The sequence below is a fragment of the Roseateles sp. P5_E1 genome, from assembly GCF_054049335.1.
This window is the reverse complement of the sequence record NZ_JBFUMN010000004.1, coordinates 192,418-212,694: the sequence shown is the minus strand read 5'-3', so window position 1 is coordinate 212,694 and position 20,277 is coordinate 192,418. Positions and strand designations below refer to the sequence as shown.

Annotated in this window: 19 protein-coding genes; 5 read left to right on the top strand and 14 right to left on the bottom strand. The window is 68.9% G+C overall.

Going from position 1 to position 20,277, the window contains the following annotated elements:
- From ACXJKJ_RS06840 to ACXJKJ_RS06780, 13 genes are all read right to left on the bottom strand, one after another.
- Entirely contained in the window at positions 1-1,983 is a 1,983-nt protein-coding gene (locus ACXJKJ_RS06840) for an ATP-binding protein (protein WP_457389571.1), read from the bottom strand.
- On the bottom strand, positions 1,976-2,107 hold the full coding sequence (locus ACXJKJ_RS06835) for a hypothetical protein (RefSeq protein ID WP_457389570.1): 132 nt from the start codon (positions 2,105-2,107) through the stop codon (positions 1,976-1,978). The genes ACXJKJ_RS06840 and ACXJKJ_RS06835 overlap by 8 nt, the downstream gene beginning before the upstream one ends.
- A gap of 94 nt (positions 2,108-2,201) precedes the next feature.
- Positions 2,202-2,408, bottom strand: a complete 207-nt coding sequence (locus ACXJKJ_RS06830) for a hypothetical protein (protein ID WP_056205118.1) — start codon at positions 2,406-2,408, stop codon at positions 2,202-2,204.
- Between the two features lies 1 nt (position 2,409).
- Positions 2,410-3,450: a biotin synthase BioB gene (gene bioB, locus ACXJKJ_RS06825; RefSeq protein WP_457320134.1), complete on the bottom strand. Its 1,041-nt coding sequence runs from the start codon at positions 3,448-3,450 to the stop codon at positions 2,410-2,412.
- Entirely contained in the window at positions 3,447-4,148 is a 702-nt protein-coding gene (bioD, locus tag ACXJKJ_RS06820; protein WP_457352557.1) for a dethiobiotin synthase, read from the bottom strand. Before bioD ends, bioB begins: the two co-directional genes overlap by 4 nt.
- Positions 4,145-5,359 carry an 8-amino-7-oxononanoate synthase gene (locus ACXJKJ_RS06815; RefSeq protein ID WP_457389569.1) on the bottom strand — a complete coding sequence of 405 codons (1,215 nt, stop codon included), beginning with the start codon at positions 5,357-5,359 and terminating at the stop codon, positions 4,145-4,147. The genes bioD and ACXJKJ_RS06815 overlap by 4 nt, the downstream gene beginning before the upstream one ends.
- Entirely contained in the window at positions 5,346-6,635 is a 1,290-nt protein-coding gene (gene bioA / locus ACXJKJ_RS06810; RefSeq protein WP_457389568.1) for an adenosylmethionine--8-amino-7-oxononanoate transaminase, read from the bottom strand. Before bioA ends, ACXJKJ_RS06815 begins: the two co-directional genes overlap by 14 nt.
- A complete protein-coding gene (locus ACXJKJ_RS06805) occupies positions 6,632-7,246 on the bottom strand; it encodes a DUF4126 domain-containing protein (protein ID WP_457352551.1) in 615 nt (204 codons plus the stop codon). The genes bioA and ACXJKJ_RS06805 overlap by 4 nt, the downstream gene beginning before the upstream one ends.
- A 13-nt stretch (positions 7,247-7,259) precedes the next feature.
- Complete coding sequence (locus tag ACXJKJ_RS06800; RefSeq protein ID WP_457389567.1) at positions 7,260-7,763, bottom strand: hypothetical protein; 504 nt, start codon at positions 7,761-7,763, stop codon at positions 7,260-7,262.
- 15 nt (positions 7,764-7,778) lie between these two features.
- Positions 7,779-8,564 carry an enoyl-CoA hydratase/isomerase family protein gene (locus ACXJKJ_RS06795; RefSeq protein WP_457389566.1) on the bottom strand — a complete coding sequence of 262 codons (786 nt, stop codon included), beginning with the start codon at positions 8,562-8,564 and terminating at the stop codon, positions 7,779-7,781.
- Entirely contained in the window at positions 8,561-9,082 is a 522-nt protein-coding gene (locus tag ACXJKJ_RS06790; protein WP_457389565.1) for a GNAT family N-acetyltransferase, read from the bottom strand. The genes ACXJKJ_RS06795 and ACXJKJ_RS06790 overlap by 4 nt, the downstream gene beginning before the upstream one ends.
- Positions 9,083-9,122: 40 nt before the next feature.
- Complete coding sequence (locus tag ACXJKJ_RS06785) at positions 9,123-9,917, bottom strand: M48 family metalloprotease (protein WP_457389564.1); 795 nt, start codon at positions 9,915-9,917, stop codon at positions 9,123-9,125.
- On the bottom strand, positions 9,917-11,524 hold the full coding sequence (locus tag ACXJKJ_RS06780) for a carboxyl transferase domain-containing protein (protein WP_457389563.1): 1,608 nt from the start codon (positions 11,522-11,524) through the stop codon (positions 9,917-9,919). Before ACXJKJ_RS06780 ends, ACXJKJ_RS06785 begins: the two co-directional genes overlap by 1 nt.
- 151 nt (positions 11,525-11,675) lie before the next feature.
- Here ACXJKJ_RS06780 and ACXJKJ_RS06775 point away from each other — a divergent pair, with 151 nt between their 5' ends.
- Positions 11,676-12,368 carry a TetR/AcrR family transcriptional regulator gene (locus ACXJKJ_RS06775; protein WP_457389562.1) on the top strand — a complete coding sequence of 231 codons (693 nt, stop codon included), beginning with the start codon at positions 11,676-11,678 and terminating at the stop codon, positions 12,366-12,368.
- On the opposite strand, the gene ACXJKJ_RS06770 is transcribed toward ACXJKJ_RS06775, so the two are convergent.
- The gene (locus ACXJKJ_RS06770) at positions 12,365-12,646 is read right to left on the bottom strand and encodes a hypothetical protein (RefSeq protein WP_457389561.1); all 282 of its coding nucleotides are present in this window, start codon (positions 12,644-12,646) and stop codon (positions 12,365-12,367) included. The genes ACXJKJ_RS06775 and ACXJKJ_RS06770 overlap by 4 nt on opposite strands.
- Before the next feature lie 76 nt (positions 12,647-12,722).
- Between ACXJKJ_RS06770 and ACXJKJ_RS06765 the strand changes: the two genes are divergently transcribed.
- The 4 genes from ACXJKJ_RS06765 (at position 12,723) to ACXJKJ_RS06750 (ending at position 20,271) form a co-directional block, all read left to right on the top strand.
- Positions 12,723-14,351 (top strand): FecR domain-containing protein, encoded by a 1,629-nt coding sequence (locus ACXJKJ_RS06765; protein ID WP_457389560.1) that lies wholly within the window; start codon positions 12,723-12,725, stop codon positions 14,349-14,351.
- Complete coding sequence (locus tag ACXJKJ_RS06760) at positions 14,348-16,729, top strand: CHASE2 domain-containing protein (protein ID WP_457389559.1); 2,382 nt, start codon at positions 14,348-14,350, stop codon at positions 16,727-16,729. Before ACXJKJ_RS06765 ends, ACXJKJ_RS06760 begins: the two co-directional genes overlap by 4 nt.
- Before the next feature lie 200 nt (positions 16,730-16,929).
- Positions 16,930-19,689 (top strand): TonB-dependent receptor plug domain-containing protein, encoded by a 2,760-nt coding sequence (locus tag ACXJKJ_RS06755; RefSeq protein ID WP_457352531.1) that lies wholly within the window; start codon positions 16,930-16,932, stop codon positions 19,687-19,689.
- Between the two features lie 126 nt (positions 19,690-19,815).
- Positions 19,816-20,271 (top strand): (2Fe-2S)-binding protein, encoded by a 456-nt coding sequence (locus tag ACXJKJ_RS06750; protein WP_056205070.1) that lies wholly within the window; start codon positions 19,816-19,818, stop codon positions 20,269-20,271.
- The last annotated feature ends 6 nt before the right edge of the window (positions 20,272-20,277 follow it).

The window sequence follows — 20,277 nt, the reverse complement described above, 5'->3', positions numbered from 1 at the left end:
TCAAGCCTCCAGCTTCAGCAGTTCGGCGCCGTCGCCGACTTGGTCGCCAATGCTGAACAGCAGCTCCGCCACCTTGCCATCACGCGGCGACGAGATGGTGTGCTCCATCTTCATCGCCTCCATGACGGCCAGCGGTTGGCCCTTGGTGACGGTGTCGCCGGCCTGGGCGAGGAAGGCGATCAGCTTGCCGGGCATGGGCGCCGTGAGGCGGCCGCCTTCGCTGGGCGAATCCCCGGCGTGGGCGATGAGGTCCACCTCGGTCAGCACGGCCGAGCCGTTCGCGGCGAAGACGGCGACGCGTTCGCCCCGGGCGTAGGTCTTCACGCGGAGGCGATCGGCGCCGAGGAAGAGTTCATGTGTCTCGGTGTCGGCGGACTGAACCGCGAACTCGATGGCTTCGCTCTCGACCGTCAGCGTCATGCCGCCGCGGTGGTGGCGGGACAGCAGAACCTCGTGATGCACGCCGCCGGCCTCCAGATCGAAGCGCCGCGTCGCCGAGCCGAAGAGACGCCAGCCATCGCGGGCGCTCCACGGGTCGTTGCTTTGCCGCGTGCCCTCGACGGCCAGCGTGTGCGCGATGACCGCAGCCGCGCTGACTCGCAGCGGCAGGCCGGGCTGGTCGAACAGCACCGCCTTCTCGCGCTCGATCAGGCCGGTGTCGAGATCGGCGCCCGCGAACGAGGCCGTGGCCGCGCAGCGGCGCAGGAAGGCGACGTTGGTGTGCAGGCCAACGATGTGCGTGTCGCGCAGCGCCAGGTCCAGGCGGGCCAGCGCCTGCGCGCGGTCCTCGCCCCAGACGATGAGCTTGGCGATCATCGAGTCGTAGAAGGGGCTGATCGCATCACCTTCGCGCACGCCGGCGTCGATGCGCACGTTGCCTCGCTGGAAAGCCACATGCTCGGGCCAGCGCGCCACGTCCAGCCTGCCCGTGGCGGGCAGGAAACCGGCGTCCGGGTTCTCGGCACAGATGCGCGCCTCGATGGCGTGGCCATGCATGCGCAGTTCCGATTGCTTGAGCGGCAGCGGCTCGCCCGAAGCCACGCGCAGTTGCCACTCCACCAGGTCCTGGCCCGTGATCGCTTCCGTCACCGGGTGCTCGACCTGCAGCCGCGTGTTCATTTCCATGAAATAGAAGCGGCCGTCCTGCTCGGCGATGAACTCCACCGTGCCGGCGCCGACATAGCCGACGGCCTTCGCAGCGGCCACGGCGGCCTCGCCCATCTGCGCACGGCGCTCTGGCGTCATGCCGGGGGCTGGGGCTTCCTCCAGCACCTTCTGGTGGCGGCGCTGCACGGAGCAGTCGCGCTCGAACAGGTAGACGCAGTCGCCGTGCGAATCGCCAAAGACCTGGATCTCGATGTGGCGGGGCTTTTGCACATAGCGCTCGATCAGCACCGCATCGTCGCCAAAGCTGTTGATGGCCTCGCGCTTGCACGAGGTCAGCGCCGCGTCGAACTCGTCGGCGTTGTAGACCGCGCGCATGCCCTTGCCACCGCCGCCGGCGCTGGCCTTGATGAGCACCGGGTAACCGATGCGGCTGGCTTCGCGCTTCAGCAGCGCCGGGTCCTGGTCGGCGCCGTGGTAGCCCGGCACCAGCGGCACGTTGGCCGCTTCCATCAAGCGCTTGGACTCGGCCTTCAGCCCCATCGCGAGGATGGCGCTCGGCGGCGGGCCGATGAAGACGAGGCCGGCGTCGGCGCAGGCCTGGGCGAAGGCTTCGTTCTCGCTCAGGAAGCCGTAGCCTGGGTGGACCGCTTGCGCGCCGGTCGCCTTGGCAGCTTCGAGGATGCGCTGCCACTGCAGGTAGGAGTCGCGCGGCGCCGGGCCGCCGATGTGGACGGCTTCGTCGCAGGCCTGCACGTGCCGTGCGTCGCGGTCAGCGTCTGAGTAGACGGCCACGGTTTGAATGCCGAGGCGCTTGGCCGTGGCCGCAACTCGACAGGCAATTTCACCCCGGTTGGCGATGAGGATCTTCTTAAACATGGCGCGCTCCCGGGGTGAACTCGCCTGCCTGTCCGGCTACGCCGACCAGCACGCAATTTGTCGCTGGCGCGACCGCGCCTTCGGCGCGAGCACCGCGGTTGGCGATCAGGATTTTCTTGAACATCTCTTCTTGTCTCCGGTCTCGTGAACCTTCTACACGGTTGTTCAGGCGGGGCCAGGATCACTGGCGCTGAGGCAAGGTAAACAGGCGAGGGCGGTCAGCCCGGCTTGTTACCTTCCTGCAGCCGCTTGCGGCGGGCCTCGTAATCGTCATAGGCCGGTGCGTTGCGCTTCTCGCAGGCGCGACGGTCTTGCGCGTTGCCATTGCCGGCGCACTGGGTCTGCGCGATGTCCTGCACCTGGTCGTAGACAAAGGCGCAGCCGGACAGCGCGAGGACAGCAATCAGCAGGAGGGCTTGCTTCATGTCAGTGCGTGCAGACCTGTACCTTGGCCGCGGCGTCCGACGGCGTCAGCTCGGCTTCCGTCGAACAGCGCATGCCCAGCCGCTCCAGCAACGCACGATCCTTCTCGGCCTGAGGGTTGCTCGTCGTCAGCAGCTTGTCGCCGTAGAACATGGAGTTGGCACCGGCCAAGAAGCACAACGCCTGCATCGTCTCGGGCATCTGCTCGCGGCCGGCGGACAGGCGCACCATGGCGCGCGGCATGGTGATGCGGGCGACGGCAATCGTGCGGATGAACTCCAGCGGATCCAGCGGCGCGGTGCCGGCCAGCGGCGTGCCTTCGACCTGCACGAGGTTGTTGATGGGCACGCTCTCGGGGTAAGGGTCGAGGTTGGCGAGCTGGGCGATCAGGCCGGCGCGCTGGCGGCGCGTCTCGCCCATGCCGACGATGCCGCCGCTGCAGACCTTGAGCCCCTGCTGGCGCACGCGCTCCAGCGTGTCCAGGCGGTCCTGGTAGGTGCGCGTCGTGATGATCTGGCCGTAGAACTCGGGCGCGGTGTCGAGGTTGTGGTTGTAGTAGTCGAGGCCGGCGCTCTTGAGTTGCTCGGCCTGGCCGTCTTCCAGCATGCCGGCAGTCAGGCAGGTCTCCAGGCCCAGGGCCTTGACTTCGGCAATCATCTCGCCGATGGCGTCCAGGTGGCGCGGCTTGGGGCTGCGCCAGGCGGCGCCCATGCAGAAGCGCGTCGCGCCGTTCTGCTTGGCCGCGCGGGCGGCTTCCATGACCTCTTCCAGCGGGATCAGCTTCTCGGCCTTCAGGCCGGTGTCGAAGTGGGCCGACTGCGGGCAGTAGGCGCAGTCCTCCTCGCAGCCGCCGGTCTTGATGGACAGCAGCGTCGAGAGTTGTACCGCGTTGGCGTCGAAGTGCTCGCGGTGCACCTGCTGGGCGCGGAACAGCAGGTCGTTGAAGGGCAGCTCGAACAGCGCCGCAATCTCGCTCACGGTCCAGGGCTTGGCCTGGCGGCGGTCGGCGTCGGAGGTGGGGGTGAGGGTCTGGATCTGGTTCATGCTGGGAGGTGTTCGAGCAGAGGTTCGAGCGACAGATGGCGTGCCATCGTGGCGTGGTCGGCGTGGGCCAGGCGCGGCACATGGCCGAGGCAGGGGGCGGCAAGGCCGCGCTGCAGAGCTTGCAGATTGTCGGTGACGTGAGGCTGACGCTCATCCACCGTGTTGGCCACCCAGGCGGCCAGCGTGAGGCCGCGTGCGCGCACCGCCTCGGCTGTCAGCAGCGCGTGGTTGATGCAGCCCAGGCGCAGGCCGACGACGAGGATGACCGGCAGGCCCAGGTCAGTGGCCAGGTCGGCCGTGTCCCACTCGTCGTTGAGCGGCACGCGAAAACCGCCCACGCCTTCGATGAGGGCGACGTCTGCGCGGAAGGCGACCGTGCGCAGCGCGTGCAGCACGGGCTCGCGGGCGATGGCCTCGCTCTCGATGCGGGCGGCGATATGGGGTGCGCAGGCGGTGCGCAACTGCAGCGCGCCGACTTCGGCCGACGTGAGGTCCAGGTTGCCGGCGGCGCGCAGGCGCTCGACGTCGTCGTTGAGCCAGTGGCCGCCGATGAAGTCCTGTCCGGCCGAGATGGGCTTGAGCGCGGCGACGCGCCGGCCGGTCTGCGCGAAGGCGTGGGCCAGGCCGGCCGTGACGGCGGTCTTGCCGATCTCGGTGTCGGTGCCGGTGATGAAGAAACCTCTTCTCAGGGCGGTCATGCGGCCTGCTCCTGAGCCGCCGCGGCGCGCTGCAGTGCAGTCAGCAGCGCGTCCACGTCGGCAGCGGTGTGCGTGCCGCACAGCGTGATGCGCAGCCGCGCCGTGCCCGCGGCGACGGTGGGCGGGCGGATGCCGGGCACGCGCAGGCCGGCGCTCTCCAGTGCAGCGGCCAGGGCCATGACCTCGGCATTGCCGCCGACGATCAGCGGCTGGATGGGCGTGGCCGAATCGGTCAGCGACCAGCCCAGGCGCGGGTGCTGGTCGATCAGCGCCAGCAGGCCGTCGCGCAACTGGGCTTGCAGCGCGACGAGGTTGGCACGGCGGGCGGCACCGAGCGGCCCTTCAATCAACTCGAAGCTGGTCAGCAGCGCATGTTCTACGGCCGGCGGGGAGGCGGTCGAGAAGATGAAGTTGCGCGCGGCCTGCAGCAGGTAGTCGACGATGGTGGCGTGGGCCGCGACGAAGGCGCCGGCGAGGCCGGCGGCCTTGCCCAGTGTGCCGACGAGGATCAGGCGTTCGCTGTGCAACCCGAAGTGCTCCAGCGAGCCGCGGCCCTTTTCGCCCAGCACGCCAAAGCCGTGGGCATCGTCGACGATGAGCCAGGCGTCGAACTCGTTGGCGAGGGCCAGCAGCGCCGGCAGCGGCGCCAGGTCGCCGTCCATGCTGAACACGGCGTCGGTGACGATGAGCTTGACCTTGGCGGTGCTGGCCGCCAGCAGCGCGCGCAGGCCGGCCACGTCGGCGTGGCCGTAGCGCGTGACCTGGGCCTTCGCCAGTCGTGCGGCGTCGATCAGCGAGGCGTGATTCAGCTGCTCCGAGAAGATCTCGGTGTGCTCGTCGCCCAGGGCTGTCACAACGGCCAGGTTGGCCATATAGCCCGTGCAGAAGCCGATGGCTCGCGCCTGCGGGATGTGCGGTGCATACCAGCGTGCCAGCGTGTCGGTCACGGCCTCGTGCGCGGCGCTGTGGCCGCTGACCAGCGGCGAAGCGCCCGAGCCGCCGCCCCACAGGCGAGCGCCTTCGGCAATCGCCTCGGCAATCGCTGGCTCGGCGGCCAGGCCGAGGTAGTCGTTGGAGCAGAACATCAGCAGCTCGCGGCCGTTGATGGTCTGGCGGGGCGCGGTGCCGTTGTCGGCGCGGCGCAGCGTGCGGGTCAGGCTCTGCGCGGCAATCGCGTGGAGCTTGGCCTGGAGGTGATCAAGCAAGGACATCGTTCAAGGTCGCCGTCACGGCCTGGGCCAAAAAGGCCGCGGTCGCGTCGTCGATCAGGTAGGGGGGCATCAGGTAGACGGTGTTGCCGATCGGGCGGATCAGCAGTTCGTGCTCGCGCGCCTTCAGGTGGAAGGCTTCCGCGAAGCGTGGTGGCGCTTGCGGCACATCGAAGGCCAGGATCATGCCGCGTTGGCGCAAATGGGTCACGCGCGGGGCCAGTGGCGCGAAAGCGCGGGTCAGCCGTTCGGCCTGGGCGCGGTTGTCGTCGAGCTGGCCGGCGTCGAAGCGGTCCAGCACCGCATTGGCCGCCGCGCAGGCCAACGGGTTGCCGGTGTAGGAATGCGAATGCAGGAAGCCGCGCGTGACGTCCTCGCTCCAGAAGGCGCCGAACACATCGTCCGTCGTCAGCACCAGCGACAGCGGCAGCGTGCCGCCCGTGATGCCTTTGCTGAGCAGGATGAAATCCGGCCAATCCGCGCCCGTCTGCTCCCACGCGAAGAAGGTGCCGGTGCGGCCGCAGCCCACGGCGATCTCGTCGGCGATCAGGTGGACGCCGAACTCGTGCGTCAGCTTGCGCAGGCCCTTCAGATAGGCCGGCGCGTACATGACCATGCCCGCCGCCCCCTGGATCAGCGGTTCGACGATGACGGCAGCTATCTGGTCATGGCGCTCGGCCAGCAACGCGCGCATGGCTTCCAAAGCCTCGGCCTCGTTGCCCAGGCGCCCATCCGGCGACGCGATGATGTGGGCGCGCATCAGCAGCGGGTCATAGGCGTCGCGGAACACCTGCACGTCGGTCACGCTGAGCGCGCCCAGCGTCTCGCCGTGATAGCTGTTCTTCAGGCAGACAAACTCGCGCTTCTCGGGCCGGCCGCGGTTCTTGAATGAGTGGAAGCTCTGCTTCAGCGCGATCTCGACGGCGCTGGCGCCATCGCTGCCGAAGAAGGCGTGGCCCAGCGCGCCACCGGTGCGCGCCGACAGCCGCTCGGCCAGCCGCACGGCGGGCTCGTGGGTGCAGCCGGCCAGCATCACATGGGGCAGCGTGTCGAGCTGGGCCTTGATGGCGTCGTGAAGCGGCTTGTCGCTATGGCCGAACAGGTTGACCCACCAGGACGAGTTGGCGTCGAAATAGCGCCGGCCGTCGGTGTCGAACAGCCAGGGGCCATCGCCGCGGGCGATGGGCAGCGGCGGCACGTCGGCCAGGCGCGCCATCTGCGTGCAGGGGTGCCAGACGGCGGCGCGGCTGCGTGCGGCGAGATCGGAGGGAGAGGTCATGCGGGAGAGGGGCGGCGCACGCGCTTGAGCAGCGCGCGCAGGAACTTGAAGCACAGCCAGATCAGCGCGCCCATGACGGCAAGGGCCAGGACGAGCAGCGGGAAGAAGATGAAAGGGTGCGCCCAGGCCAGCCACAGCATGGTCGGCACGGCCACATCGCCCATCAGCGACAAGCCGATGTTGGAGAACGGCTCGGGCGACGTGTTGGCCGCCGCGCGCGTGCTGGCTTTGGCCGTGTGCGCCACAGCCGCGAGGCCACCGCCGAACAGCGCTGCAACGACAGCCCAGGCCTGGCCATGGTCGCCCGCCCAGCCACTGACGAGTCCGGCCACGAGCGCCGCGCCGGCGGGGATGCGGATCAGCGTGTGCAGCGCGTCCCAGGCGCTGTCGACGAGGGGAATTTTGTCGGCCAGGAACTCGACGAATGCCAGCGCCGCGGCGCAGCTCATCACCAGTGGCGACGCCAGCACCTGCAGCCCGGGTGGCAGCGCGATCCAGCCCCAGTGCCCGGCAATGCCGACGAGCAGCACCGTCAGGTAAAGGCGCAGGCCGCTGGCCCAGCCGAGGGCGGCGGCGAGGGCGAGCAACTGGATGGCGTCGAGCTGGGGCATGAGGGGTGTCGCGTCAGGGCAGGCGCGGCCGGAAGCCCGGCACCGTCGCGTTGAACAAGGCCACGGCCTCGTGTTTGCCGGGCTGGCAGACCATGGAGAAGTTCAGGATCTTGCGCGAGGTCACATAGCCCAGGTAGAGGTGCACCGGCTCCCCTTCGGCGTGCGCCGCGAAAGACATCTCCAGCCCGACGCCGCCGGCGTGCGGCTTGATGGCCCGCTGCAGCACCTGCACGGGCCCCTGGCTGGCCGATTGAATGGCCTCGATGCGGCTGCTGAGGCACTTCTCGGCGAAGAGCTGGGCCTTGGCGTCGGGGATGTCGAAGAAGTCGGCGGAGATGATGATGGCGGCGCCGTCAGCGTCCGATTGGAAGTTCAGCCCGTCGTCTTCGTCGGTCGGGATCTGGCGCCACTTGTGCGCCAGGTCGAGCAGGAATTCCGAGTCGTCGTATGAGTGCTTGGCCGCAGCCGTTGGCGCTGACGGCTGCGTCAACGAGAAGCTGTAGTTGAGGATAGTCATGGCGGGCCTCAGCCGTCAGCTCGCCAGCCAGGAGGGCTTGGACTTGCTCAGGAAGCTCTGCACGCCCTCCCGCCCTTCGGCGCTGGCGCGGATGTCCGCGATACGGCGCGCGGTGTTGTCGCGCAGTTCAGGTGTGATCTCGCGGCTGGCGACGTCCTTGACGAGCTGCTTGCAAGCGCGCGCGGCGGCGGGGCCGTTGGCGGTGACGGCGGCGACCAGTTCATCGACCTTGGCGTCCAGCGCATCGGCCGCAATGACCTCGTGCACGAGGCCCAGCGCTTTGGCTTCGCCAGCGGTGAAGCGCTCCGCCGTCACGAAATAGCGCCGCGAGGCCTGCTCGCCTAAGGCCCGGACGACGTAGGGGCCGATGGTGGCCGGCAGCAAGCCCAGCTTGGCCTCCGACAAGCAGAAGCCCGCCGCATCCACCGCGACGACGATGTCGGCACAGGCCACCAGCCCCACGCCGCCCGCATAGACGTCGCCCTGCACGCGAGCGATCACCGGCACCGGGCAGCTGTAGATCGCCCACAGCATGTCGGCCAGCTTGCTGGCATCGGCATGGTTTTCGTCCCAGCTGTAGCCGGCCATCGCCTTCATCCAGTTCAGGTCGGCGCCGGCGCAGAAGGCCTTGCCCTCGGCAGCCAGCACGATGGCGCGCAGGTCATCGCGCTCGCCCAGCGCGTTGAAGGTGCCGGTCAACTCGGCGATCAGCGTTTCATTGAACGCGTTGCGAACCTCGGGGCGGTTCAGCGTGACGCGGGCGACATGGCCCGTGGTCGTGACGGTCAGGCAGGTGTTCATGGCAGTGCTCTTCCGTGCGGGATTGTCCGGCCGGCCTCGCCAAGCGGCTTGCACATCAGCACGGATCCATACGTCTTGCCCTGCCACTGCACGCCGCCGACGGTGGCATAGCCGCGGCGCTCGTAGCGGCGGCGTAGCGCGACGGCGGGCTCGGCGGTGTCCAGCGCGAGCCGGGCGAAACCTTGTTTGCGGGCCCAGGCCTCGGCGGCGTCGAGAAGAAGCTCGCCGACACCTTGACCGCGGCAGTCCGGGTGAACGGCTAGCTGCGACAGGATGGCCGTGCCCGGCGTCGTGTACAGCGGCGGCGGCGGGTCGGCGATGTAGGTTTCGCCGGCGGGCTTGGGGCCGCGCACGGCCACGGTGCCGACCATGCGGCGGCCCAGTTCGGCGACGAAGCCCTGGGCGCCGGCCAGGCGTTCGCGCGTCACGTCGACGCTCTGGTCAACGGCGGTGAAGTTCCAGCCTTGGGCGGCGAGGCTGGCGTAGGACAGGTGCAGCAGCGTGGTGAGCGTTTGCATGCAGTCATTGCTGCTCAGCGGGCGGATGGTGACCATCTCGTCATCCCTTCAGCATTCGGGCTGGGTTGGGCTTGCCGCAGGCGCGGGTGAGAAGGGCCGGATCGAGTTGACGTGCGGCTTCATCGCGCGACAGCTCGTAGCGAGGCAGTAGTCGTTCAGTGGCGGGCCACGGTGGGCGCGATGCGTAGACCGCTCGGCAGAAGCTGCGTGCCACCTGGGCCCCGTTGGCATGTCGGCGTGCGTTTTCGGGGTGAGTGGTCGCGCCATGCGACTTCATGCCGGGAATGCGTTGACTGGCCGTGCGCCAGAGTGCCGCGCCGCGATGCACGTCGTACCCCGCCAAGCCGGCAAAGACCAGGCCGAGCGTGTCGGCGTCCAGCTCCTGGGCGCGCAGGTCTTGAGGAGTGTCTGCGTGGGGCTCGATACCGAACTGTTCATTGAGCGACAGCAGCATGGCTTGCGCCTCGTCCGGGCCTTTGGCGATCTGCTGGCGCATTCTGAAGATGCCGTGACCCAACACCACGTGCGCCAACTCATGGCCCATCGCTGCGGCGAGTTCGTCCTCAGATAGCACCGCCAGCAACTCATCGGAGATGCGGGTCATGTCGAACACCGCGAACGCGTTGCCTGCGCCGATCGGCCCCACGCTCTCGAAGGGCACGGTGCAGCGGCGCTGGCCCTGCGCGTCGATTTCCGCCAGACGGCCGCACCACGGCGACGCGGCATGGCGCAGCGCGGCGTCCACGCGTCGCAGGTCTTCCTGCGTGGCGGCGTTGGCAGCAACGGTAAGGCTGACCAGCAACGAGGTCAGCGTGGAGCGCAGGCGTGGCGTCATCACATCCGAAACACGCCGAACTTCGTTTCAGGGATGGGCGCATTCAGTGACGCCGACAGCCCCAGCGCCAGCACACGGCGCGTATCGGCCGGGTCGATGACGCCGTCGTCCCAGAGGCGCGCCGACGCGTAGTAGGGATGGCCCTGGTCCTCGTACTGCTGGCGCAGCGGCGCCTTGAAGGCTTCTTCCTCGTCGGCGGACCAGCTGCCGCCCTTGGCTTCGATGGCGTCACGGCGGATCGTCGACAGCACGCTGGCTGCCTGCTCGCCGCCCATCACCGAGATGCGCGCGTTCGGCCACATCCACAGGAAGCGCGGCGAGTAGGCGCGGCCACACATGCCGTAGTTGCCGGCGCCAAAGCTGCCACCGATGATGACGGTGAACTTGGGCACCTGGGCGCAGGCCACGGCCGTCACCATCTTGGCGCCGGCGCGGGCGATGCCGTCGTTCTCGTACTTGCGGCCGACCATGAAGCCGGTGATGTTCTGCAAGAAGATCAGCGGGATCTTGCGCTGGCAGCACAGCTCGATGAAGTGAGCGCCCTTGTTGGCGCTCTCGGCGAACAGGATGCCGTTGTTGGCGACGATGCCGACCGGCATGCCCTCGATGTGGGCGAAGCCGCAGACGAGCGTCGCGCCGTAGCGGGCCTTGAACTCATCGAACTCCGAGCCGTCGACGATGCGGGCAATGATCTCGCGGATGTCGAAGGGCTTGCGCGTGTCGGTGGGAATCACGCCGTGCAGCTCGGCGGGGTCGTGCGCCGGCGCCTTCGGTTCCTGCATCGCCAGTGGGCTCGCCTTGGTCCAGTTCAGCCGTGCGACGGACTGCCGTGCGATGGCCAGCGCATGCGTGTCGTTGTTGGCCAGGTGGTCGGCCACGCCCGAAAGGCGCGTGTGCACGTCGCCACCGCCCAGGTCCTCAGCCGTGACCACCTCGCCGGTGGCCGCCTTCACGAGCGGCGGGCCGCCCAGGAAGATGGTGCCCTGGTTCTTGACGATGATGGTCTCGTCGCTCATCGCCGGCACGTAGGCGCCGCCGGCCGTGCAGGAGCCCATGACCACCGCGATCTGCGGGATGCCCGCGGCCGACAGGTTGGCCTGGTTGAAGAAGATGCGGCCGAAGTGGTCGCGGTCGGGGAAGACCTCGTCCTGGTTGGGCAGGTTGGCGCCGCCGCTGTCCACGAGGTAGACGCAGGGCAGGCGGTTTTGCTGGGCAATTTCCTGCGCGCGCAGATGCTTCTTGACGGTGATGGGGTAGTAGGTGCCGCCCTTCACGGTCGCGTCATTGCAGACGATGACGCATTCCACGCCCGACACGCGGCCGATGCCGGCGATGACACCGCCGCCGGGCGCAGCGTTGTCGTACAGGTTCAGGCCGGCCAGCGGCGCCAACTCCAAGAAGGGCGTGCCTGGGTCCAGCAGCATCTCGACCCGGTCGCGCGGCAGCAGCTTGCCGCGGGCGGTGTGCTTGGCGCGCGCGGCGTCGCCGCCGCCCTGGGCGATCTTGGCGAGCCTGGCGTTCAAGTCGTCGATCAACCCGCGCATTGCGTCGGCATTGGCCTTGAAGTCGGCCGAGCGGGGGTTGAGTTGCGTGTTCAGGACCGGCATGGAGTCTCCGCGAAGCCCAGCTTAAGCAAGGCTCAACTTTATCGTTTGACGGCCTCGTGAGCCGCGTGAGGGGCGCCAGAATAATCCAGGGTGAACGCGGATGCAATCAAGACTTGAGTGATCCTCAATATTTGCGCAGAATGCGTCCCCGATGACCACGGCCACCGCTCAACCTCAACGCCGCTCCCCCGCCGGCCCGAAGGCCGAGCAGCGCGTGCGCGACATCCTGCGCGTTGGTCGGGAGGTGTTTGCCGAGCGCGGCTACGAGCGTGCGACGACGACCGAGATCGCCCAGCGCCTGGCCATCTCCGAGGCCACCGTCTTCACCTACTTCCGCGGCAAGCGCGAGCTGTGCATGCGCGTCATCCAGGACTGGTACGACGAGATCATCGCCGCCATCCAGGCCGGCCTGCCGCGCCAGGCTTCGGTGCGCGAGCAGCTGGAGTTCGTCGTGCTGACGCATCTGCGCCTGTTCCTGATCCAGGGCACGGGGCTGTGCGCGCTGGTGCTGTCGGAAGGCAGAACCAAGGGCCAGGACCTCGGCGAAGGCTTCGTCGAGCTGCAGCGGCGCTACACCGCGCCGCTGATGGAGCTGCTGGCGCGCGGCCAGGAGGCCGGCGAGGTGCGGCGCGACATCCCGCTGCGCATGCTGCGCTCGCTGGTGTTCGGGCCGATGGAGCACATGCTGTGGGAGGTGGTCATCACCGGCCGCCAGATCGACGTGGAGGCCAGCGCGCGTGACCTCGTCGCCCTGCTGTGGCCGGCCCTGCAGGCACCCGACCAGGAGCTGCAGCGGCTGCGCCGGCTGCGTGGGCAGCTGCAGGATGCGTTGGCTCAGGCCTAACGCGTCCAGGCCTGCACGAGCACCGTCTCGCAGACCTTGAACAGCAGCCAGGCCGCCATCGCCGCCAGCGTCGAGGCGATCAGCTCGGCCAGTTGCCGCAGCCCGCCGTCCTGCAGCCCTTGCCAGCCGTAGTCCGACAGCAGGGCCGCGTTGGCACTCACCAGCCGCACGAGATCCAGCGTCAGCAGCCCGAAAGCGACGAAGCTCAACACCATGACGCCGAAGCAGGCGATGCGATGGCGGCGCAGCCAGCCGATGAAGCCCGAAATCGTGAGCATTGCGCACACTCCTCCTGTGTTCGGCATTCTCAGGCATCGCTAGGATCCAAGCTCCTGCGAGGGAAGGGAGGCGCCGATGAGTGCAATGAGAATCTGGCTCGCCATGGGCCTGTTGCTGCTGGCCTGCGCCGAGGCGCCTGCGCAGACGGAGGCGGCCGACGCCGACTGGCGCTACCGCATCCAGCCCGGTGACACGCTGATCACACTGACCGACGCCTGGCTGGCGCCGCCCAAGACCTGGCGCGACCTGCAAAAGCTCAACCGCGTGCCTGACCCGCTGCGGCTGATGCCCGGTTCGACCCTGCGCATGCCGGTGGCCTGGCTGAAGCGCGAGGCCAGCGTCGCCGAGGCCGTGTTCGCGCGCGGCCAGGTCACGCGCCAGCGTGGTGCGGCGAGCGAAGCCCTCACCGCCGGCACGACGCTGCAAGGCGGGGACCGCATCAAGACCGGCGCTCAGTCCAGCGCCAGCCTGCGTTTCGCCGATGGCTCGCGGCTGCTGATCCCGCCCGACAGCGACATCACGCTGGACCAACTGCTGGTGCTGGGCCGCGGCGCAATCCCCGCGGTGCGCATCGGCGTGCAGCAGGGCGGTGCGGACAGCCGCGTGACGCCCAACGCACAGCGCGTGCCGCTGTACGAAGTGCGCACGCCGCATGTGAACCTGGGCGTGCGCGGCACCGAGTTCCGCGTGCAGACGGCGGGTTCGCAGAGCCGCATGCAGGTGCTGTCCGGCGCCGTGCATGCCGGTGGCCTGGGCCCCGACGTGGCGAGCGGCCAGGGCCTGCTCGCCGAGGGAGCAGCGCGCAGCGTCGCGCCGCTGCTGCCGGCGGCCGATCTGAGTGGCCTGGTGCCCGTGATGGAGCGGCTGCCGCTGCACCTGGCCTGGGTGGGCGGTCCGGCCGGCGCTGCCACCTGGCGGGTGCAGCTGTACGTTGGCGGTGACTTCGACCGCCTGCTGCTGGATGACGTCGTGGGCGAGCCGGCCGTCACCTGGCCGGAGGCGCGCGAGCTGGCCGACGGCGACTACACGCTGCGCGTGCGCGCCATTGACGCGCGCGGCCAGGAGGGCGCCGCTGCCGATGCAAGCATCCGCCTGCTGGCCCGGCCCGAGCCGCCCTTCATCCAGGCGCCTGCGCCCGGTGCCGTCAGCTACGCCGGTGGCACGGCCTTCGCCTGGACGCGCAACACGGTGGCGCCAAATGTGCGCCTGCAGATCGCGCGGGATGCCGGCTTCAAGGACCTGGTTCTGCAACCCTCACCCATTGACGGCGCGAACTACGACGCCCGACTGCCCGACGGCCTCTATCACTGGCGCATCGCCTCCGTCGAAGCGGGCGGCCGTGCCGGGCCGTTCGGCGACCCGCAAACCTTCGAGATCAGGCCGCCGCCGCCCGCGCCACCGCCGGCCGAGCCGGAGGTCAGCGGCGACCAGTTGAAGCTGCGCTGGCGGGCCGACCCGGACGTCACGCGCTACGAACTGGAATGGTCCAAGACCGAGACCTTTGACGGCGCGGACGTGCAGCGCTTTGCAACGGACAAGCCCGAGCTCGCGATCCCGAAGCCATCGCCGGGCAAGTACTTCTTGCGCGCCAAGGCCTTCAACGCCGCCGGCGCGGCAAGCCCCTGGGGCCAGACGCAGATGATCGAGCAGCCCTATCCGCGCTGGCTGTGGCTGCTGCCCTTGCTGCTGATCCCCGTGCTTTGAAACGCTGGCCCTGGCTCGCCCTGCCCGGAGCACTGCTGCTCTGGGCGCTGCTGAGCCTGACCGGCGCGCAGCCGCGTATCGACCGCGCCATCGGCGACCTGTTGCTGCGTGCCGCCGCGCCCGCGGCACCGCCACCCACCAGCGTCATCGTCGACATCGACGACGCCTCGCTGCTTGTGCTGCGCCAGCCCCTGGGCGAGTGGCCCTACTCGCGCGAGGTCTATGCGCTGATGCTGGACTACCTCGGCCAGGCCGGTGCCCGCCTCGTTGTCGTCGACATCGTCTTCGCCGGCCCGCGTGAAGGCGATACACGGCTGGCGCAGACCTTGGCCGCCGGCCCGCCGACGGTGCTCGCGGCTGCCGGCCTGGCGACGCGCCAGCGCGCCGGCGTCGAACTCGCGCCAGCCAGTGCGGCCGAGCAGCGCGCGCTGACCCGCCTGGGCGCGGCCCATGCGCCAGGCCTGGACTGGGACGCGCTGACGGCCCCGGCCGATGCACTGCTGGACGCGCTCGCCGAGCCCGCCAGCCTGGGAGTCATTTCGGTGGCCCTGGACGACGACGGGCTGCTGCGCCGCCTGCCGTTGTTGCATCGCGTGCAGGGGCGCAGCCTGCCCAGCCTGGCCTTCGCTGCGCGGCTGCGCGCCGACGGTGCGCTTGGCTGGCGGCGCGAGGGCGACGAGCTTGTCGCGGGCGCGCGCCGCTGGCCTGTGGACGAGGCCGGCCAGCTGCGCCTGCGCCTGCCGTTGGGCGGCGGCGAGCCACCGCGCGTGTCCTGGCAGCGCCTGATGCGCGCGGCCCTGGGCGAGAGCGAGGACGCCGAGCTGGCCCGATTGCTCGCCGGCCGCAGCGTCTTCGTCGGCAGCAGTGCCTTCTTTGCCGACGAGGTCATGACGCCCCAGGGCCGGTTGTCGGGGACGGCGCTGAACGCTGCCGTCTTCGAAGCCCTGGGCGCCGAGCCGCTGGCGCTGCTGCGCGAGCGCGGTGCGGGCGTGTGGGCCGTGGATGCATTGTTGTTCGCCCTGGGTGCGTTGCCCCTGCTGTTGCGTCGCCAGGCGCTGGCGGCAGGCATCGCGATGGCGGCGCTGCTGTTCGCGTCATGGAGTGCCGCGTGGGCCGGTACGCTGCCGACGCTCGCGCCCGGCTTCTACCTGCTCGCGCTGGCCCTGCTGCTGACAGCCGTCGAGCACGAGCGCCATGCCCGTGAGCGGGAGCGCGAGCTGACCCGCGAGCGCGAGTTGGCCGATGCGCGCAGCCGCGCCAAGACCGAGCTGCTGGCCCAGGTCAGCCACGAGATGCGCACGCCGATGAACGCCGTGCTGGGCTTCTCCGACATCCTCGCGCGCTCGCCGCTCAAGCCGGATCAGGCCCATTACGTCGAGGTGCTGGGCCATGCCGGTCGCCAGGTGTTCGCCCTCATCAACGACCTGCTCGACAACGCCCGCATCGAGAGCGGCCGGCTGGAGCTGGCCTCGCATCCCTTCAATCTGGTCGACCTCGTCGAGTTGCAATTGGAGCTGCTGCGCGAGCGCGCCCAGAGCCAGGGCCTGTGGCTGCGCGTGTTCGCGCGCACCGAAGCGGCGGGCTGGGTGCTGGGCGACCAGCAGCGTGTCGCGCAGATCGTCACCAACCTGGTCGGCAACGCCATCAAATTCACCAAGACGGGCGGCGTGACGGTCGAGCTGTCGCGCAGCACCCAGGGCCAGGTGCTGATCAGCGTGCAGGACACCGGCATCGGCATTGCACCCGACGGGTTGGAGCGCATCTTCCAACCCTTCGCCCAGGCGGATGCGACCATCGCGCAGGAATTTGGCGGCACCGGCCTGGGCCTGGCCATCACGCGCAGGCTGGCGCGGCTGATGGGCGGCGATGTCAGCGTGCACAGCCGTGTAGGCGAGGGCAGCTGCTTCGAGGTGCGGCTGGATCTGCCCGACTCACGCCCGCCGCATGCCGACCCGGCAGAGCCGCGCGCTGAGCGCATGGCGCCGAGCCGTCCGCTTGAGCTGCTGCTGGCCGAGGACAACGACGTCAACGTGCTCGTCATCGAGGGCATGCTGCAGCCCCTGGGTCACCGCATCAAGCGGGCACGCGATGGCGAGCAGGCCCTGGCCGCTCTGCGTGAAGGCACGGGCGAGGGTGACTTCGACCTCGTGCTGATGGACATGCTGATGCCCGGGCTGGACGGGCTGTCGGCCACGCGGCAATGGCGGGCCATCGAAGCTGCCGAGGGCAGGCCGCGCACGCCCATCGTCGCGCTGACGGCGAACGCCTTCGACACCGATGTGCAGCAGTCCCTGGCGGCGGGTTGCGACGCCCACCTGACCAAGCCCATCAGCCTCGCAGCGCTGCTGCGGGCGCTGGCCAAGTACGCGCGAGTCTGAGCCTTGCGGCGCCGGCCGCGGACGTGAAGGAAGTCAGGCCCTAATTCGCAGTGCTGTGAATGCGCCACAGCCTGACTTCCCGCAGGGGAGGAGCCATGAACTGCGGCTCAACACTTCTTTGCATGAGGGCAACAAGCCGCGCCGCGGCGGGGGTCGGGGGCGACCCTTCACAAGGCCCCAACTGACAGGAGTGAGCTTCCATGCAACACCGTCACACCCGACTGGCGCTGGCCTTGCTGGCCGCCGGTATCGCCGGCTCGGCCGCTGCGCAGAACGCACCGGCCCAACAGCAGCAGCTCGAGCGCATCACCATCACCGGCTCGTCGATCAAGCGCGTGGAATCCGAGACGGCCCTGCCGGTGTCGGTGATGACGCGCGACCAGATCGAGAAGACCGGCGCCACCAACGTCGAGGACATCCTGCGCCGCATCGGTGCCAACACCGCCGTGCAGTCGGACACCACGCAGGGCGCCGGCTATTCCCAGAGCTTCGCCAACCTGCGCGGCCTGGGCCCCAACTCGACGCTGGTGCTGCTGAATGGCCGGCGCCTGGCCAACTTCGCCTTCGGCTCCATCGGCGGCAATTCGTCGGTGGACCTGAACAGCATCCCTTTCGCGGCCATCGACCGCATCGAGGTGCTGCGTGACGGCGCCTCGGCCGTGTATGGCACCGACGCCGTCGGCGGCGTCATCAACTTCATCACCCGCAAGGACTACGACAAGGGCGCCGTCACGCTGAAGTACGGCGCACCCGAGAAGAGCATTGGCGGCAAGGAGACGAGCGCCTCCATCGCCTTCGGCATGGGCGGCCTCAAGACCGATGGCTACAACCTGCTCGTGACCGGCAACGTCAAGAAGCAGACCAAGGTCAGCTCCCTCGACCAGAAGTGGTATCTGCGCGGCATCGACGAGATCCCCGGCTCCGACCCCCCCACCTCGGGCCGCTCCTTCCCAGGTCGCCTCGTCGACTTCAACATCACGCCGGGCGCCTATGCCAACGCGGGTACCAACTTCAGCCCCTGCGACCCCAACTTCAACACCATCCAGACGCTGACCGCGACGACCCCCAACGGCACGCCGATCAAGCGCTGCCGCTTCATCTATCCGGCCATGCAGGAGAACCTGCCCGACTCCAAGAAGGCCGATGCCTTCGGTCGGTTGACGCTGGACACGGGCGGTGATTCGCAGGTCTTCTTCGAGGCCAGCTACGCACGCAACGACTCCATCGGCCGCACGGCCGCCGTGCCCATTGACTCGACGGCGGGTCATGTGAAGGCCGACGGCACCTACCCGTCCTTCGCCTTCCCCATCTCGAGCAAATACTTCCCGGCGGCACTGCTGACCAGCCTGGGCTACACGCCGGCGCAGTTCGACACGCTGGGCGGCGGTTTCACCGAGATCGCGATGCGTTCCGTGCCGGTCGGCCCGCGCACCAACAACGTGTTGAACGAGCAGACCCGCTTCGTGGCCGGTGCCACCGGCATCTTCCAGGGCTGGGACTACGACGCCGGCCTGACGATGTCGCAGGCCAAGGGCTCGCTGGACTACTACAACTACCTGCACGAAGGCCGCTTCATCACCGAACTGGCCACCGGGGTCATCAACCCCTTCGGCCCGCAGGATGAAGCTGGACTGGCCGCGCTGAACCGCGCGCGCATGGAAGGCCCGATGCGCCGTTCCAAGAGCACGACCTATGCCTTCGACGCCAAGGCCAGCACCGAGCTGATGGCCATGAGCGGCGGCCCGATGATGCTGGCCGTCGGCACCGATCTGCGCAAGGAAAAGGCCGACGACCATGCCGTGAATGCCGACTATGAGCTGGGCCTGCACATCGGCGGCGAAGGCACGGTGCCCAAGACCGTGGCCTCGCGCACCATCTATGCCGTGTTCAGTGAGCTGTCGATGCCCTTCGCCAAGGGCTGGGAGGCCACGGTCAAGGCGCGCTACGACAAATACAGCGACTTCGGCGGCACGTTCAACCCGGGCGTGACGCTGCGCTTCCAGCCCAGCCGCGAAGTGCTGCTGCGCGCCAGTGCCGGCACGGGCTTCCGCGCCCCGACGCTGTGGGACGTGAACAGCCCGACGGCCTTCACCAACACCGCCAACTCCCTGGTCGACCCGAACTGCCCGCCCGGCCAGGCCGGCGACCCGCGCTGCGAAACGCAGTTCAACGTGCGCCTGTCCAGTGACCCCTCGCTCAAGCCCGAGAAGTCGCGCCAGTATTCCTTTGGCGCGGTGTTCGAGCCGATGCGGGACCTGTCCATCGCGCTGGACTACTGGCATATCCAGAAGAAGGACCAGATCGGCACCATCGGCGGCGACGCCATCATGTCCGACCCGATCCTTTACCAGCGCTACAACACCCGCATCCACCGCCTGCAGCCCAGCGGCTTCATCAGCTACATCGAGACCCCGGTCGAGAACCTCGGCGATCTGAAGACCAACGGCATCGACCTCGACGTGAAGGCGGGCTGGAGCTTGGGTTCCATGGGTCGCCTGAGCGCCAGCTACGCCGGCAGCTTCATCAACCAATGGAAGCAGCAGAACGGCAAGGGCACGCCTTATGTGTCCTATGAGGGCACGGCCGGCGACGGTGCCGGCGTGCAGCCGGTGCCCAAGTGGCAGCACACCCTGGGCCTGGACTGGAACATGGGCAACTGGAACCTGACGCTGGAGAACATCTTCGTCAAGGGCTGGACGGAATCGGCCGGCCTGGTGGAGGCCAACGTCGGCCCGCTCGTCGAGCACAAGGTCAAGGACAGCAGCCGCTGGAACCTGGGCCTAGGCTGGAAGCCCATGCCCACGCTGGCCCTGCGTGTCGGCGCCCGCAACCTGCTGGACCAGGACCCGCCGTTCACCGCCGTGTCCAGCTATGGCTCGCACGTGACCGGCTATGCGGGTTCCTTCGTCGACCCGCGTGGCCGCTTCTGGTACGCCACGGCGAGCTACCAGTTCAAGTAGGCGGCGCCGGAGTGGCTACGTCTTGGGGGCTCTTCGGAGCCCTTTTTGTTTGGCAATGCCCGAGTGATGTACGGGGACACCGCAAGTGGCTAGAGTCGCCCGCGTCCCACCCCCCTGAGGAATCCCATGATCAACATGACCGTCAACGGTCGCGCCGTGTCGCTGGACGCCGAGCCCGATATGCCCCTGCTGTGGGCCGTGCGGGAGGAATTGCAGCTGACCGGCACGAAATTCGGCTGCGGGGCGGCCCAGTGCGGCGCCTGCACCATGCACGTGGCCGGCGCGCCGGTGCGGTCCTGCCTGACGCCGATTTCCTCGGTGCAAGGCCCGGTGACCACCATCGAGGGCATCGCCACCGACAAGGTTGGCCAGGCCGTGCAGGCGGCCTGGGTCGAGCATGACGTGGCCCAGTGCGGCTACTGTCAGAGTGGCCAGGTCATGAGTGCGGTTGCGCTGCTCAAGGGCAACAAGAAGCCCAGCGACGCGCAGATCGACGAGGCCATGGCCGGCAATCTCTGCCGCTGTGGCACCTACACCCGCATTCGCGCGGCCATCCACACGGCTGCGGCCAAGCTCGCCTGAGGAGGC

What these genes read in the sequence shown, in the direction of transcription:
- ACXJKJ_RS06830 (WP_056205118.1), bottom strand. Translation starts at nt 2,408, where the DNA reads ATGAAGCAAGCCCTCCTGCTGATTGCTGTCCTCGCGCTGTCCGGCTGC.
- bioB (WP_457320134.1), bottom strand. Translation starts at nt 3,450, where the DNA reads ATGAACCAGATCCAGACCCTCACCCCCACCTCCGACGCCGACCGCCGC.
- ACXJKJ_RS06770 (WP_457389561.1), bottom strand. Translation starts at nt 12,646, where the DNA reads ATGCTCACGATTTCGGGCTTCATCGGCTGGCTGCGCCGCCATCGCATC.
- ACXJKJ_RS06755 (WP_457352531.1), top strand. Translation starts at nt 16,930, where the DNA reads ATGCAACACCGTCACACCCGACTGGCGCTGGCCTTGCTGGCCGCCGGT.
- ACXJKJ_RS06750 (WP_056205070.1), top strand. Translation starts at nt 19,816, where the DNA reads ATGATCAACATGACCGTCAACGGTCGCGCCGTGTCGCTGGACGCCGAG.
- ACXJKJ_RS06795 (WP_457389566.1), bottom strand. Translation starts at nt 8,564, where the DNA reads ATGAACACCTGCCTGACCGTCACGACCACGGGCCATGTCGCCCGCGTC.
- ACXJKJ_RS06815 (WP_457389569.1), bottom strand. Translation starts at nt 5,359, where the DNA reads ATGTCCTTGCTTGATCACCTCCAGGCCAAGCTCCACGCGATTGCCGCG.
- ACXJKJ_RS06805 (WP_457352551.1), bottom strand. Translation starts at nt 7,246, where the DNA reads ATGCCCCAGCTCGACGCCATCCAGTTGCTCGCCCTCGCCGCCGCCCTC.
- ACXJKJ_RS06835 (WP_457389570.1), bottom strand. Translation starts at nt 2,107, where the DNA reads ATGTTCAAGAAAATCCTGATCGCCAACCGCGGTGCTCGCGCCGAAGGC.
- ACXJKJ_RS06765 (WP_457389560.1), top strand. Translation starts at nt 12,723, where the DNA reads ATGAGTGCAATGAGAATCTGGCTCGCCATGGGCCTGTTGCTGCTGGCC.
- ACXJKJ_RS06790 (WP_457389565.1), bottom strand. Translation starts at nt 9,082, where the DNA reads ATGCAAACGCTCACCACGCTGCTGCACCTGTCCTACGCCAGCCTCGCC.
- bioA (WP_457389568.1), bottom strand. Translation starts at nt 6,635, where the DNA reads ATGACCTCTCCCTCCGATCTCGCCGCACGCAGCCGCGCCGCCGTCTGG.
- ACXJKJ_RS06785 (WP_457389564.1), bottom strand. Translation starts at nt 9,917, where the DNA reads ATGACGCCACGCCTGCGCTCCACGCTGACCTCGTTGCTGGTCAGCCTT.
- bioD (WP_457352557.1), bottom strand. Translation starts at nt 4,148, where the DNA reads ATGACCGCCCTGAGAAGAGGTTTCTTCATCACCGGCACCGACACCGAG.
- ACXJKJ_RS06800 (WP_457389567.1), bottom strand. Translation starts at nt 7,763, where the DNA reads ATGACTATCCTCAACTACAGCTTCTCGTTGACGCAGCCGTCAGCGCCA.
- ACXJKJ_RS06780 (WP_457389563.1), bottom strand. Translation starts at nt 11,524, where the DNA reads ATGCCGGTCCTGAACACGCAACTCAACCCCCGCTCGGCCGACTTCAAG.
- ACXJKJ_RS06840 (WP_457389571.1), bottom strand. Translation starts at nt 1,983, where the DNA reads ATGTTTAAGAAGATCCTCATCGCCAACCGGGGTGAAATTGCCTGTCGA.
- ACXJKJ_RS06775 (WP_457389562.1), top strand. Translation starts at nt 11,676, where the DNA reads ATGACCACGGCCACCGCTCAACCTCAACGCCGCTCCCCCGCCGGCCCG.